This window comes from Massilia phyllostachyos (genome assembly GCF_021044825.1).
Lineage (GTDB): Bacteria > Pseudomonadota > Gammaproteobacteria > Burkholderiales > Burkholderiaceae_D > Telluria > Telluria phyllostachyos.
The window spans coordinates 665,730-678,592 of the sequence record NZ_JAJNOC010000001.1 but is presented as its reverse complement, the minus strand read 5'-3'; the positions used below and the strand labels follow the sequence as shown (position 1 = coordinate 678,592).

The window sequence follows — 12,863 nt, the reverse complement described above, 5'->3', positions numbered from 1 at the left end:
TCCCTGCTAGGACGTGATCAGGCCGTGCTCGTCGAGGACATCGTGCAGCAGTTCGAGCCGGATCACGGGGTTGTCCAGCATGAGCATATTGTGCTTCTGCCGGTTGGGCAAGGGCAGCAGTTCGCACCAGCGGTTGGCGACCCAGCCGCAGTCGTCGAGCCGGAACGGCGGCTGCACCGGCCAGCGGTGCTGGGGCACGTCGTGCAGCGAATTCAGCACCCGGTCGAGGGCGTCCGAGGCGCCCTGCAGCTCGGACGGGATGCGCACGTCGTGGTCGTCCTCGCACAGCTCGGCCTCGGCCATCCACAGGCCGTTCAGGCGCTGCTCGGCCGTGATCACGGTGAAGCGCGAGCCGCCGCGGCACAGCACCTGCAGCAGGCCCGGGGTGGTGCTTTCGGTCTCGGTGACGGAAGCGATGGTGCCGGACGCCACGAAGCGTTCCGGCTCGCGTTCCGGCTGGCGCACCTCGTGCCCCTGGGTCAGCAAGACCACGCCGAAGGGCATGTCCTCGGTCAGGCAACGGCTGATCATGTCGAGGTAGCGCACCTCGAACACCTGCAGCGGCAAGACCCCGTCCGGGAACAGTACCGTACTGAGCGGGAACAGGGGCATGGAGATCGTCGGCATGATGCCCATGATGACAGAATCGCCGGGGGGCGCGGTGCACGATTGGGCGCTTTGCCGCCTCAGTCGGGGCCCTGCAGCGGCAGGGTCCGGACCGCGTCCCCCAGGTTGCCGAAGCGCCAGCGCAGGCGCTCCCAGCCCGGCGAGGGCATCGGCACCACCCGCACCCGCAGCACCCCGCCCTGCAGGATCGGCATCGGCATCGCCTGCTCGCCCTCCTCCCCGAACGGCAGCCGCACCTGGGCGCCGGGCGCCAGCTGCAGCGGCCCGAACACCAGCGGCCGGCCGCTGCGGTTGCGCAGCAGCAGCACGTCGCGCACGCCGGCGGTCAGGCGCACCTCGGCCGGCACGCCGCGCGCGCCGGGCGGCACCTCCAGCAGCAGCTCATGGCTGCCGCCGCCCAGCGGCCACAGGGCACCCCATAGCAGGGCCAGGCCGAGCAGGCTGGACAACAGCGCCAGCGGCCAGTGGCGGCGCAGCAGGGGAAGGCTGGAAAGTTGCACTAGACCAATTTTAGAGGATAATGCCGTTGCCAAATGCGCAAAGTGGCGTGCGCCCCGACAGGGCAAGGATGCGTATGCTACACGTTTGTGCGCGTTTTCGATCCCGATCAACTCGCCGCCGCCAAGGCGCCGCCGCGCGCCCCGAACCATGCCGCTTTCCCAGCCTTCTTCCGCCAGCCGCAGCACGCCGCCCGAATCAGGGCATCTGCCGCTGCTGCTGGCCATGCTGGTATGCCTGGTCACCCTCTTGGTCACGTTCTTCACCTGGAGCGGCGCCAGGCAGGCCGTCGAGGCGCGGCTGCTGGAAACCTTCGATTACCGCACCCGCGACATGGTGTCGTCGATCAGCCGCCGCATGGCGGTCTACGAAGAGGTGCTGCGCGGCGCGCGCGGCTACCTGCGCGGCTCGGTGGCGCTCGAGCGGCGCGACTGGGCCGAGTACTACCGGGTGCTGGGCCTGCAGCAATCCTTCCCCGGCATGGAGGCGCTCGGCATCGCCACCGTGATCGCACCCGGACAGCTGGCCGCGCACGAAGCGGCGGTTCGGCGCGCAGGTTTTCCCGATTACCGCGTGACGCCGCCCGGCGAACGCCCCTTGCTGACCGCGATCACGCATATCGAACCATTCGGCGGGCGCAACCTGCGCGCCTTCGGCTTCGACATGTTCAGCGAGCCGGTGCGGCGCGCCGCGATGGAAGGCGCGCGCGACAGCGGCCGCGCGGCCCTGAGCGGCAAGGTGGTGCTGGTGCAGGAGGGCCCGCACGGGGCCGCCGCCGCGCCGCAGTCGGGCGCCCTGATGTACCTGCCGGTCTACCGCGCCGGACAGCTGGCCGGCACGGTCGAACAGCGCCGCGCCGCCCTCGCCGGCTGGGTCTACGCGCCCTTCCGCATGGACGACCTGATGCGCGGCCTGGGCGGCGCCCACTCGGCCGACCTCGAGATCGAGATCCACGACGGCGACCCGCAAGGCGAGGCCACCCTGCTGTACCGCTCCACGCATGCCGAGCCGGCGCGCGTTCCGCGCCTGAAGGCCAGCGCCCAGATCATGCCGGGCGGGCGCACCTGGACCGTCAGCATGCGCTCCAGCCCCGCGCTCGAAGAAAGCGTCGACAGCACCCGCCCGCGCCTGGTCGCGCTCACCGGCATCAGCCTGAGCGTGCTGTTGAGCCTGGTGGTCTGGCTGCTGGCCAGCTCGCGCCGCCGCGCCCTGCTGCTGGCGCGCGCCATGACCCTCGAGCTGCGCCAGTCGCACGACCAGGTCGCGGCCGAGCGCCAGCGCATCCAGGTCATCCTCGAGCACACCCACGACGCCTTCCTCGCGGTCGACGCCGGCGCCCGCATCACCGACTGGAACGCCCGGGCCGCGGGCCTGTTCGGCTGGAGCGCGGAGGAAGCCATCGGGCGCGGCGTGGAAGAGCTGCTGCCGCCTGACGCCCGCGCCGCCTTCCGCGACGGATTCGCGCGCTTCCTCGCCGGCGAACCTTGTCCCCTGCTGGGCGGCCCCACCGAGCTCGACGTGATCGACCGCGCGGGCCGCCGCATTCCCGTCGAACTGAGCGGGGCAGTGCTGCCGATCGGCGCCTCGTTCGGCGCCACCATCTTCGTGCGCGACATCAGCGCGCGGCGCGAAGCCTTGCTGCGCGAACAGCAGCGCCAGCAGCGCCTGGTCGAGGCGCGCCAGGCGCTGGCGCGGGCCCAGAAGCTGGAAGCGGTCGGCAAGCTCACCGGCGGCGTGGCGCACGACTTCAACAACATCCTGCACATCATCAGCGCCAACGTGCAGCTGATGCTGCGCGCCGGCCGCATCGACGACGGCGTGCGCAAGCGCCTGCTCAGCATCCTCGACGCGGTCGAGCGCGGCGCCAAGCTGGCCGGCCAGCTGCTCGCCTTTGCCCGCCGCCAGCCGCTGCACCCGAGCGAAGTCCACGTCGACGCCCTGTTGGCGCGCATGGACAGCCTGGTGCAGCGCGCCGCCGGCGACGCCGTCACCATCGAGCGCAGCAGCCCGCCCGTGCTGTGGCCGACCCTGGCCGACCCGAACCAGCTGGAAAACGTGCTGCTGAACCTCGTCATCAACGCGCGCGACGCGATGGACGGCGCCGGCCGCGTGCGCCTGGTGCTCGACAACGTGCACGTCGAGGACGACCCGGAGCTGGCGCCCGGCGACTACGTCACGGTGGCGGTGGCCGACAGCGGCCACGGCATGCCGCCCGAAGTGATGGAGCGCGTGTTCGAACCCTTCTTCACCACCAAGCCCGAGGGCAAGGGCACGGGCCTCGGCCTGTCGATGGCGCATGGCTTCGCGCGCCAGAGCGGCGGCGATATCCGCATCGCGAGCGTGCCGGGCGAAGGCACGACGGTGACGATTTACCTGCCGCGCCATGTGGCGGTCGCACCGCGCGCCGTAACGGAAGACACGGCCGCGCAACCGTAGGGTGGGCGATCCCTCGCCCACCCTACGGTTCGCTGCGGTGGCTTTCTACGCGGTTGCGCCCGTGCGACTTGGCGTCGTACATGGCCAGGTCGGCGCTGCGCAGCAGGCTGTCGCCGTCCAGCCCATCGTCCGGGTAGAGCGCGATGCCCAGGCTGCCCGAGATGCGGTGGGTCAGCTCGCCGTCCTCGAAAGGCTGGTTGAGCTGGGCCAGGATGTTGTCGGCCACCGTGGCCGCGTCCTCGCTGCCGGCGCAGCGCGGCAGCAGCACGACGAATTCGTCGCCGCCGACGCGCGCCAGGGTGTCGGACTCGCGCAGGCCGGCGCGCAGGCGGCGCGCCACCAGTTGCAGCAGGCGGTCGCCTACCGCGTGGCCGTGGGTGTCGTTGACCGGCTTGAAGCGGTCGAGGTCGAAGTAGACCACCGCCACCTTGTGGCCGTCGCGGCCGGCGCTGCGGATCGCCTGGCGCAGGCGGTCTCCCAGCAGCACCCGGTTCGGCAGGCCGGTCAGCGCGTCCTCGTGCGCCATGCGGCGCATGCGCGCCTCCTCGTTCTTGCGCACGTCGATGTTGGAGAAGGTGCCGACCATGCGCAGCGGCTGGCCCAGTTCGTCGCGCTCGCTGACGGTGCCGCGCGCTTCGATCCAGCTCCAGTCGCCGCGCCGCATGCGCACCCGGAATTCGGCCGCGAAGTCGGCGCTGCGTCCCGCCAGGTGGCTGCGCAGGGCGCTGCGCAGTTCCGGCAGCTCGTCCGGATGGACGATGCCGTCGAGCGCGCTGCCGTACCAGGAGAGCACGGCGCGGTCGGTGTCGAGGATCAGCTGGGCGCGCGAGGACAGCGTCGCCAGGCCGGTGACCACGTCGCAATCCCAGACGCCGTCGCCGGCCGCGTTCAGGGCCAGCTTCCAGCGCGTCTCGGCGGCGGCCAGCGCCTTCAGGGCGCGCCGGCGGCGGTCGGTGGCGGCCAGCGCGGCCCAGCCCAGCAATGCCAGCAGCAGCGACACGCCGCCGCCGATCCCGGACAGTACGTCGCGCTGCTGCGCATAGCGCGCTCCGGCGTCCTGCACGGCCTGGCCGACCGTCACCACCATCCCGTACTCGGGCAGCTTGTTCCAGGCGAAGTAGCGCTCGACGCGGTCGATCTGGCTGCTGCGTCGGAAGCTACCCGTGAGCAGGCTGGACTCGCTGTACGGATTGTCCTGCAGGACGCTGCCGATGCCGCGGTGGCGGTCGTTCCGGGTGCTGCGCGCCAGCAGGACGCCGTCGACGCTCAGGAGGGACACCGACCCGCTCGGCCCCAAATCGATGTCGTCATAGAATCGCACGAAGTAGTCGGGCGACACGGCGGCCACGATCACGCCCAGCAGGCGCCCCCCCTTGCCGCGGATCGGGCGGCTGAACTGGATTGCCCAGGCATGGGTCAGCGGAGACTCGACCAGATGTCCGCTGTAGAAACGATCCTCTTTTGTCTCGAGGTGGGTTCGATAGGCAGCGTAGGCGCTCAGGTCGCGTCCCGCGTGCGACGGCCCTGCGTTGGTGTACACCAGCCGCCCCGCCGCATCGACGACGGTGATTACCATCGGGACCCGGTTTCGCAGGTAGTGCGCATGCTCGCCCACCGTCAGGGCGAAGCCGTCGCGGTCGCGCAGCCAGGTCGAGCGCAGCTGCAGCAGCGACAGGTCGACGATGCCGACGGTGGCGCGCACTTCCTCGGTGCACACCCTCGCGTAATTGCGCAGGTCGCGCCGGGTAGCGGTTTCGGCCAGCGCGGTGAAGCGCGTCTGCTCCACCGCCACCAGGCCCCAGACGATGGGCAGCATGCAGGCCAGGTAGATGGCAAGGTCGCGCAGCACGCGCGGGCGGAAGAAGTCGCCCGGGCGCCGGCTGCGTCGGGTTGAAGCGCTTGAAGAGGAAGTCGTGGATGGAAACATGGACGGCGAAACGCGGCACTTGGCAATGAGGCGGAGCCGGGCGTCATGCTCGCGCCTGTTCATTCATGAATCGCGCCCGTCAAATTTGACACGATTATACCGCTTGTTTCCTTGTGGAACTTAGTGTTGCCTTTTAATTTGCTGAAATTGATTACTCATCGCTGCCATTTCACAACGATGAAATATTGTTTCATTCGCAAGCCTCTCATGAAATATTCTTTCATGCCCGCCTCTTCAGCCGCACGTCGGCCCGCATGCTAGAGTGACATCATGAAATCCCTGTACAACCTGGCTGGCGTGATCGCCGTGCTGCTCGGCATCCTCGGCATCTTCCTGCCCCTGCTGCCGACCACGCCCTTCCTGCTGCTGGCCTCCTGGTGCTTCGCGCGCGGTTCCGATCGCCTGCACGGCTGGCTGCTGTCGCACCGCGTGTTCGGCGAGTACCTGCGCAATGTCGAGGCCGGGCGCGGCATCCCGCTGCGCGCCAAGATCGTGGCGACCGTGATGCTATGGGGTTCGCTCCTGATGGGCATGCGCCGCTTCGAGGGCATGCTGGCGCCGGCGCTGCTGGGGTTGACCGGCGCCTGCGTCAGCTACTACATGTGGCGCGTGTTGCCGACCCTGCGCCTGCCGCCGCGCTGATCCCGTTTTCGCATGTCCGCGCACACGGCCGGCCAAATTTGTAATATCATGAGTTACATGAGACGCGACAGCAAACTATCCTCGGTGCTCCACGTGCTGCTGCACTTGGCCCACAGCGACCATCCGATGACCTCGGAAGACATGGCGCGCTTCCTCGACACCAACCCGGTGCTGGTGCGGCGCGTGCTGGCCGGCCTGCGCGAGCGCGGCTATATCAGTTCGAACCGCGGCCACGGCGGCGGCTGGAGCATCACCTGCGACCTGGCGCAAGTCACGCTGCGCGACATCTACGAAGCGGTCGGCGCCCCGCCCTTCTTCGCCATGGGCAACCGGACCGAGTCGCCCGGCTGCCTGGTCGAACAGGTGGTCAACGCTTCGCTCGGCGAAGCCTTCGACGAAGCCGAAGCCCTGCTCATGCGCCGTCTCGGGCACGTGAGCCTGGCCGACCTGTCGGCCGAGTTCAACCGCAAATACGACCATCACCTTGCACAACACGGAGGCCCCCACCATGACCACCCCGAACTTTGACGCCATCGTCGTTGGCGGCAGCTACGCCGGCCTGTCAGCCGCCCTGCAACTGGCGCGCGCGCGCCGCCGCGTGCTGGTCGTCGACGCCGGCCAGCGCCGCAACCGCTTCGCCCGGGAGTCGCACGGCTTCCTCGGCCGCGACGGCCAGGGCGCCGCCGCCATCGCGCAGGCCGGCCGGGACGATGTCGCCGCCTATCCGAACGTCAGCTGGCACCAGGGCGCGGCGCTGGACGCGCGCGCCGAGGGCGAGGGCTTCGTCGTCGAACTCGAGGGCGCGCCCGCCGTGCACGGCCGCCGCCTGGTGCTCGCCACCGGCGTGCGCGACGAGCTGCCGCCGGTGGAGGGCCTGGCCGAGCGCTGGGGCCGCAGCGTGTTCCACTGTCCCTACTGCCACGGCTACGAGCTGCAGGAGGGCGCGATCGGCATCCTCGCGACGGGCGAACTATCCTTCCACCAGGCCATGATGCTGCCGGACTGGGGCCGCGTGACCCTGTTCACCAACGGCAATTTCACGCCGAACGAGGAACAGCGCGCGGCGATGGCGGCGCGCGGCGTGGCCGCCATCGAAGAGACCCTGGTCGCGCGCATCGAGGACGCCGCCACCGTGGTGCTGCTCGATGGCCGCCGGCTGCCGATGGCGGGCCTGTTCACCTACGGCCGCACCCACATGGCCAGCCCGCTGGCCGAGCGCCTCGGCTGCGCTTTCGACGACGGCCCGTTGGGGCGCTTCATCCGCACCGACGAGCGCAAGCAGACCAGCGTGCCGGGGGTGTACGCGGGCGGCGACGCGGCGCGGGCGGCCGGCAATGTCGCGATCGCGGTGGCCGACGGCGCCATCGCCGGCGCCGGCGCGCACCAGTCGCTGATGTTCGGCTGAAGTTGCGTCGGCTGCGCTAGTCGCAGGCGCGCTGCAGCCGGCCCGTGCCATCGGCCGGGTATTGCAGACGGATGAGGTCGTTGTGCGGCTCCCAGCTCACCTCGACGTCGCGCTCGCGCGAGGCGAAGCGGTTGACGCCCACCTCCTCCAGCCGCACCGGCCGGCGCTGCTCGAACACGGCGACCAGGTCGCCGTAGTAATCGACCAGCTTCAGGCGCTGCCCGTTGGACAGCGTGTACATGCCGCGGATGTCGGTGCCGGCCAGCACCGAGGCGCCCGCCTGGCGCCCGGTATCGGTCAGCGCGGCGCGCGAGACCCTGCCGCTGCACTCGGCAGCGGATGAAATCGGCGCGGCCAGCAGGCATGCTGCCGCGATCAGCATCGTTGAAGTACCCATGACACCTCCTCGTAGTCGATGACGGTGGCAGCCGCGCCACGGCGGCCGTCCTGTCACGTCAGACAAAACGCGGAATGCATACGCTTTGCGAAATATCAAACATTTCGCCGATTGCGTGATAATGGGGCATTGTCATCGCAGCCCCATCCCATGGAAATCCAGTTCCTCGGCACTTCCTCCGGCGTGCCCACCCGGAGCCGCAACATGACGGCGATCGCGGTCCGCAACAGCGGCGCCAAGACCTGGTCGCTGGTCGATTGCGCCGAAGGCACGCAACACCGCCTGCAGCGCGCCGGCCTGTCGCCGATGAGCCTGCGCGCCATCTTCATCACCCACCTGCACGGCGACCACTGCTACGGCCTGCCCGGCCTGCTGGCCACGGCCGGCATGCTGAACCGCCGCGAGCCGCTCGTCATCGTCGGCCCGGCGCCACTGCGCGCCATGATCGAATGCATCATGGCGGGGACCCAGCTGGAGCTGCCCTATGCGCTCGACTGGGTGGCGATCGAGGCGCTGCCGCAGCGTGCGGTGCTGCCCGACCTGCAGGTGCGCGCGACCAAGCTGTCGCACCGCATCGACTGCTGGGCCTACAGCTTCACCGAGGCCGCGGTCGAACGGCGCCTCGACCGCGACAGGCTGCGCGCCGGCGGCGTGGCATCCGGTCCGGCCTGGGGCGAGATCCAGCAAGGACGCGACGTCACCCTGCCCGACGGCCGGCGCATCGCCGCCGCCGACTACCTGGCGCCGCCGCGCAAGCCGCGCAAGGTGATCATCGGCGGCGACAACGACACGCCTTCGCTGCTGGCGATCGATGCGCGCGACGCCGACCTGCTGGTGCACGAAGCTACCTATACCGAGGAAATCCTGCACAAGATCGGCCCGGGCCCGCAGCACAGCTCGGCGGCCATGGTGGCGCGCTTCGCCCGCGAGGCCGGGGTGCCGAACCTGGTGCTGACGCACTTCAGCCCGCGCTACCTGGACCGGCCGGGGAACGGCGCGCCGAGCCTGGACGACATCGAGCGCGAGGCGCGCGAACACTACCAGGGCACGCTGGCGCTGGCGCGCGATCTCGATCGCTATGAGCTGGGCAAGGATGGCGTGCTGCGGCTTGCCGCATGAACCGCAGAGCCTCCGATCCTCTACAATCGCCCATGCCCAAAAAATCCCCCCTCTTCCCCGGCCCCACGACCGCGCGCGGCGCCGTCCTCGCCGTCCTGCTGTCCAACGAGGACCAGCTGGGCGCCGAACCGATGCGCGGCCGCATCACCCTGGCCGCCATCGTGCGCGCCCTGAAGCGCAAGTACCACTGGCCGATCGAGACCACCAGCTTCCCGTCCAACGCCGCCGACGGGCGCGCCACCTGGGCCACCGTCTACAGCCTGCCCGCCGACGTCATCGCGAAAGCCCTCGCCAACGGCGGGCGCGACTGGCTGAAGAGCCGCGGCGGCGCCCGCCCCGCCCCCGCCCCGGACGAGGAGGCGGACGATTCTTGACCCTCGCCTGCCCTTGCTCTATTGTGTCGCAGTAACGCCGGGCAACATGCCGGCATGCGACAGGCGCATCCGACGCCGTCGATACCCTTGGACGTCCCGCTTCGCAGGCTAGCACTTCATGCAAGAATTCACGCAGTCATCCCCGAGCGACGAAGCCCTGCGGCTGGCCGATGAAGCGATCCGCTCGGCCCGGCTGGAAGCCGGCGCCGGCCGCGGCGAGCAGGCCGGTGCGCTGTACCAGGCGGTCCTGACCCTCGTGCCGAACCACGCCGGCGCGCATTTCGGCCTGGCCGCGCTGGCCTGCGCGGCCGGCCGCCTCGACCAGGCCCTCCCCCATTTCGCCGACGCGCTGCAAGCCGACCCGGGCGAGGAAGCGCACTGGCTCGCCTATCTCGACGCCCTGATCGTGGCGCGCCAGTTCGGCACCGCCCGATCCGTGCTCGACCTGGGCCGCGATCATGGCCTGCAGGGCGAGGCGGTGGACGCGATCGCGCGCCAGCTGGCGGCGGCCGGGGCGCCGGACGCGCAGGCGATCGACGCCGCCAGCGACCTGTTCGCGCAGGGGCGGCTGGACGCCGCCCACGCCACCGCGCAGGCGCTGGCCGCGAACTATCCGCAGCATCCCTTCGGCTTCAAGCTGCTGGGCGCCATCCACCACCTGCGCGGCGACATCGCCGCCGCGGTCGCCGCCATGGGCGCCGCCGCCGAGCGCGGCCCGGACGACCCCGAGACCGTCAGCAACTTCGGCATGCTGCTGAAACTGGCCGGCCGCCTGGCCGAGGCCGAGCAGGTGCTGCTGCGCGGGATATCCCTGCAGCCGGACAGCGCCAGCGCGCACAACAACCTGGCGGTGACCCTGATGGAAATGGGGCGTCTGGAAGCCGCGCTGGCCAGCGCGCGCAGCGCCGTGGCGCTCGATCCGCTCGACGCCGACGCCGGCAATACCCTGGCCGCGATCCTGGCGCGCCAGGGCCGCGCGGCCGAGGCGGTGGCGGCCTACCGCAAGGTGCTGGCGCAGCGGCCCGACTTCACGGATGCGCACAGCAATATGCTGTTCTGCATGAGCCAGATGGAGGGCGTCGCCGCGGACGAACTGTTCGCCGCCCACCGCGCCTTCGGACGCCGGCTGGAAGAACGTCTCGGCGCGCCGCGCGGCTGGGACAACGGCCGCGAGCCGGAACGCCGCCTGCGCATCGGCTTCGTGTCGGGCGACCTGCGCCACCACGCGCTGACCAGCTTCATCGAACCGGTGCTGCGGCAGCTGTGCGGCCGCCCGGGCGTGGCGCTGTACGCCTACTATACCTATCCGGCCCGGGATGCGGTGAGCGAACGCCTGCGCGGCTACATGGACGGGTGGGTCGACGCCGCACAGCTGGATGACGACGCGCTGGCAGCGGCGATCCGCGCCGACGGCATCGACATCCTGATCGACCTGGCCGGCCACACCGCGCACAACCGGTTGCCCGTGTTCGCACGCAAGCCGGCGCCGCTGCAGGCGACCTGGATCGGCTACCCGTTCAGCACCGGCCTGGCGGCGATGGATTACTACCTGACCGACCGCCACATCCTGCCGCCCGGGCAGTTCGACCACCTGTTCACCGAAAAGCTGGTGCACCTGCCGGCGTCGGCGCCATTCCAGCCGGCGCCCGATGCGCCCGACCTGGCCCCGCTGCCGGCACTGGCGAACGGCCACGTCACTTTCGGCAGCTTCAACCGGATCAGCAAGATCAGCCGCCAGGTGGCGGCCGCGTGGGGCCGCCTGCTGCGCGCCCTGCCTGCCTCCCGGCTGCTGGTCGCGGGCCTGCCGGAAGGCGGCGGCCAGGAAGCGCTGCTGGCCTGGCTGGAGGAGGAAGGCATCGACAGGGCGCGCGTGCGCTGCCATCCGCGCACCGGCATGCGCGACTACCTGGCCCTGCACAATGCGGTCGACATCAACCTCGACACCTTCCCGTATTCGGGCGGCACCACCACCCTGCATGCGCTTTACATGGGCGTGCCGACGCTGACCCTGGCCGGCGACACCGCCGCCGGGCGCCAGAGCGCCTGCATCCTCGAGCACAAGCGCCTGCCCCAGTTCATCGGCCACGACGCCGACGATTTCGTGGCGCGCGGCCTGGCCGCCTGCGCCGACTTGCCAGCGCTGGCGGTCCTGCGCGCCAACATGCGCCGCCGCTTCCCGGCGGCTTCGTCGACGGACATGGTGCTGGTGGCCGACGGCGTCGAGCATGCGCTGCGCCTGATGTGGCGGCGCTGGTGCGCCGGGCTGCCCACGGCCAGCTTCGAGGCGCCGCTGTACATGGAACCGGTGGCCGACCCGGTCGTCCCGGCGCCGGCGCCGCCCCCTATCTACGTGACCCAGCCCGAACTGCCGCCGCTGCAGGACTTCGTCGCCGCGCTCGAGCAGATCTGGGACAGCAAGTTCCTGACCAATGGCGGGCAATTCCACCAGCAGTTCGAGGCGGCGCTGTGCGAGTACCTGGGCGTCGAGCACGTGTCGCTGTTCACCAACGGCACCATCGCGCTGATGACGGCGCTGCAGGCGCTCGGCATCGGCGGCGAGGTCGTCACCACGCCCTATTCCTTCGTCGCCACCGCCAACGCCCTGCTGTGGAACGGCCTGCAGCCGGTGTTCGCCGACATCGACCCGGCCACCTTCAACCTCGACCCGGCCCGCATCGAAGCCGCGATCACGCCACGCACCACGGCGATCATGCCGGTGCACTGCTACGGCAATCCCTGCGACGTCGAGCGCATCGAGGCCATCGCCAAGAGGCACGGCCTGAAGGTGATCTACGATGCCGCCCACGCCTTCGGGGTGCGCCAGGACGGCCGCAGCATCCTGCGCCACGGCGACCTGTCGGTGCTCAGCTTCCATGCCACCAAGGTCTTCAACACCTTCGAGGGCGGCGCCATCGTCTGCCGCGACGCCGCGATGAAGCAGCACATCGACCACCTGAAGAATTTCGGCATCGCCGACGAAGTAACGGTAGTCGCCGCCGGCATCAACGGCAAGATGAACGAGGTCAGCGCCGCCTGCGGACTGCTGCAGCTCAAGGGCGTCGACGCCGCGATCGGCAAGCGGCGCGCCGTCGCCGCGCACTACCGCCGCCTGCTGGCCGGCGTGCCGGGCGTGCGCTGCATGCCCGCCCCCGTGCACGAGGCGAACGACGGCTACTTCCCGATCCTGGTGGGCGACGACTACCCGCTCGGACGCGACGGCCTCTACCAGAAGCTGCGCGACGCCGGCATCCATGCGCGCCGTTACTTCTACCCATTGATCAGCGACTTCCCCATGTACCAGGGGATTGCCTCGGCCGCGCCGGAGAACCTGCCGCAGGCGGCGGCGGCGGCGCGCCAGGTGCTGTGCCTGCCGATCTATCCGGGGCTGGAACCAGGCGCCATCGACAGCATCGCCAGCCTGATCAAATCCTCCTGAAA

General features: G+C 70.4%; 11 protein-coding genes and 1 pseudogene. 8 read left to right on the top strand and 4 right to left on the bottom strand.

Annotated elements, in window-relative coordinates:
• Nucleotides 1-6 precede the first annotated feature (6 nt).
• Both LQ564_RS02990 and LQ564_RS02985 read right to left on the bottom strand, forming a co-directional pair.
• Nucleotides 7-627 (bottom strand): LON peptidase substrate-binding domain-containing protein, encoded by a 621-nt coding sequence (locus tag LQ564_RS02990; protein WP_231056588.1) that lies wholly within the window; start codon nucleotides 625-627, stop codon nucleotides 7-9.
• A 59-nt stretch (nucleotides 628-686) separates the two neighbouring features.
• Complete coding sequence (locus LQ564_RS02985) at nucleotides 687-1,127, bottom strand: hypothetical protein (protein ID WP_231056587.1); 441 nt, start codon at nucleotides 1,125-1,127, stop codon at nucleotides 687-689.
• A 148-nt stretch (nucleotides 1,128-1,275) separates the two neighbouring features.
• On the opposite strand from LQ564_RS02985, the gene LQ564_RS02980 reads away from it, so the two are divergent.
• Entirely contained in the window at nucleotides 1,276-3,561 is a 2,286-nt protein-coding gene (locus LQ564_RS02980) for a CHASE domain-containing protein (protein WP_231056586.1), read from the top strand.
• Nucleotides 3,562-3,583: 22 nt separating this feature from the next.
• Here LQ564_RS02980 and LQ564_RS02975 read toward each other — a convergent pair whose 3' ends face one another.
• Nucleotides 3,584-5,488, bottom strand: a complete 1,905-nt coding sequence (locus LQ564_RS02975) for a bifunctional diguanylate cyclase/phosphodiesterase (RefSeq protein ID WP_231056585.1) — start codon at nucleotides 5,486-5,488, stop codon at nucleotides 3,584-3,586.
• Between the two features lie 270 nt (nucleotides 5,489-5,758).
• Between LQ564_RS02975 and LQ564_RS02970 the strand changes: the two genes are divergently transcribed.
• Genes LQ564_RS02970 through LQ564_RS02960 form a run of 3 tightly spaced genes read left to right on the top strand, consistent with a single transcriptional unit; the run spans nucleotide 5,759 to nucleotide 7,535 of the window.
• Complete coding sequence (locus tag LQ564_RS02970) at nucleotides 5,759-6,130, top strand: YbaN family protein (protein ID WP_231056584.1); 372 nt, start codon at nucleotides 5,759-5,761, stop codon at nucleotides 6,128-6,130.
• A 57-nt stretch (nucleotides 6,131-6,187) separates the two neighbouring features.
• A complete protein-coding gene (locus LQ564_RS02965) occupies nucleotides 6,188-6,658 on the top strand; it encodes an Rrf2 family transcriptional regulator (protein WP_231056583.1) in 471 nt (156 codons plus the stop codon).
• Nucleotides 6,639-7,535 (top strand): NAD(P)/FAD-dependent oxidoreductase, encoded by an 897-nt coding sequence (locus tag LQ564_RS02960; protein ID WP_231056582.1) that lies wholly within the window; start codon nucleotides 6,639-6,641, stop codon nucleotides 7,533-7,535. The genes LQ564_RS02965 and LQ564_RS02960 overlap by 20 nt, the downstream gene beginning before the upstream one ends.
• A 16-nt stretch (nucleotides 7,536-7,551) precedes the next feature.
• On the opposite strand, the gene LQ564_RS02955 is transcribed toward LQ564_RS02960, so the two are convergent.
• The gene (locus LQ564_RS02955; RefSeq protein ID WP_231056581.1) at nucleotides 7,552-7,932 is read right to left on the bottom strand and encodes a hypothetical protein; all 381 of its coding nucleotides are present in this window, start codon (nucleotides 7,930-7,932) and stop codon (nucleotides 7,552-7,554) included.
• A 150-nt stretch (nucleotides 7,933-8,082) separates the two neighbouring features.
• Here LQ564_RS02955 and LQ564_RS02950 point away from each other — a divergent pair, with 150 nt between their 5' ends.
• The 4 genes and pseudogenes from LQ564_RS02950 to LQ564_RS02935 all read left to right on the top strand — a co-directional run bounded on the left by LQ564_RS02950 (nucleotide 8,083) and on the right by LQ564_RS02935 (nucleotide 12,861).
• A complete protein-coding gene (locus LQ564_RS02950) occupies nucleotides 8,083-9,051 on the top strand; it encodes a ribonuclease Z (protein ID WP_231056580.1) in 969 nt (322 codons plus the stop codon).
• A gap of 32 nt (nucleotides 9,052-9,083) precedes the next feature.
• Nucleotides 9,084-9,425 carry a hypothetical protein gene (locus tag LQ564_RS02945; RefSeq protein ID WP_231056579.1) on the top strand — a complete coding sequence of 114 codons (342 nt, stop codon included), beginning with the start codon at nucleotides 9,084-9,086 and terminating at the stop codon, nucleotides 9,423-9,425.
• Between the two features lie 118 nt (nucleotides 9,426-9,543).
• A pseudogene (locus tag LQ564_RS02940) lies at nucleotides 9,544-11,583 on the top strand (tetratricopeptide repeat protein); the annotation flags it as partial.
• Between the two features lie 138 nt (nucleotides 11,584-11,721).
• Complete coding sequence (locus tag LQ564_RS02935) at nucleotides 11,722-12,861, top strand: DegT/DnrJ/EryC1/StrS family aminotransferase (protein WP_231057359.1); 1,140 nt, start codon at nucleotides 11,722-11,724, stop codon at nucleotides 12,859-12,861.
• The last annotated feature ends 2 nt before the right edge of the window (nucleotides 12,862-12,863 follow it).

Excerpts from the sequence above, each read along its gene's own strand:
- LQ564_RS02980 (WP_231056586.1), top strand. The coding sequence starts at position 1,276 with ATGCCGCTTTCCCAGCCTTCTTCCGCCAGCCGCAGCACGCCGCCCGAA.
- LQ564_RS02990 (WP_231056588.1), bottom strand. The coding sequence starts at position 627 with ATGCCGACGATCTCCATGCCCCTGTTCCCGCTCAGTACGGTACTGTTC.
- LQ564_RS02945 (WP_231056579.1), top strand. The coding sequence starts at position 9,084 with ATGCCCAAAAAATCCCCCCTCTTCCCCGGCCCCACGACCGCGCGCGGC.
- LQ564_RS02935 (WP_231057359.1), top strand. The coding sequence starts at position 11,722 with ATGGAACCGGTGGCCGACCCGGTCGTCCCGGCGCCGGCGCCGCCCCCT.
- LQ564_RS02975 (WP_231056585.1), bottom strand. The coding sequence starts at position 5,488 with ATGTTTCCATCCACGACTTCCTCTTCAAGCGCTTCAACCCGACGCAGC.
- LQ564_RS02955 (WP_231056581.1), bottom strand. The coding sequence starts at position 7,932 with ATGGGTACTTCAACGATGCTGATCGCGGCAGCATGCCTGCTGGCCGCG.
- LQ564_RS02970 (WP_231056584.1), top strand. The coding sequence starts at position 5,759 with ATGAAATCCCTGTACAACCTGGCTGGCGTGATCGCCGTGCTGCTCGGC.
- LQ564_RS02965 (WP_231056583.1), top strand. The coding sequence starts at position 6,188 with ATGAGACGCGACAGCAAACTATCCTCGGTGCTCCACGTGCTGCTGCAC.
- LQ564_RS02950 (WP_231056580.1), top strand. The coding sequence starts at position 8,083 with ATGGAAATCCAGTTCCTCGGCACTTCCTCCGGCGTGCCCACCCGGAGC.
- LQ564_RS02960 (WP_231056582.1), top strand. The coding sequence starts at position 6,639 with ATGACCACCCCGAACTTTGACGCCATCGTCGTTGGCGGCAGCTACGCC.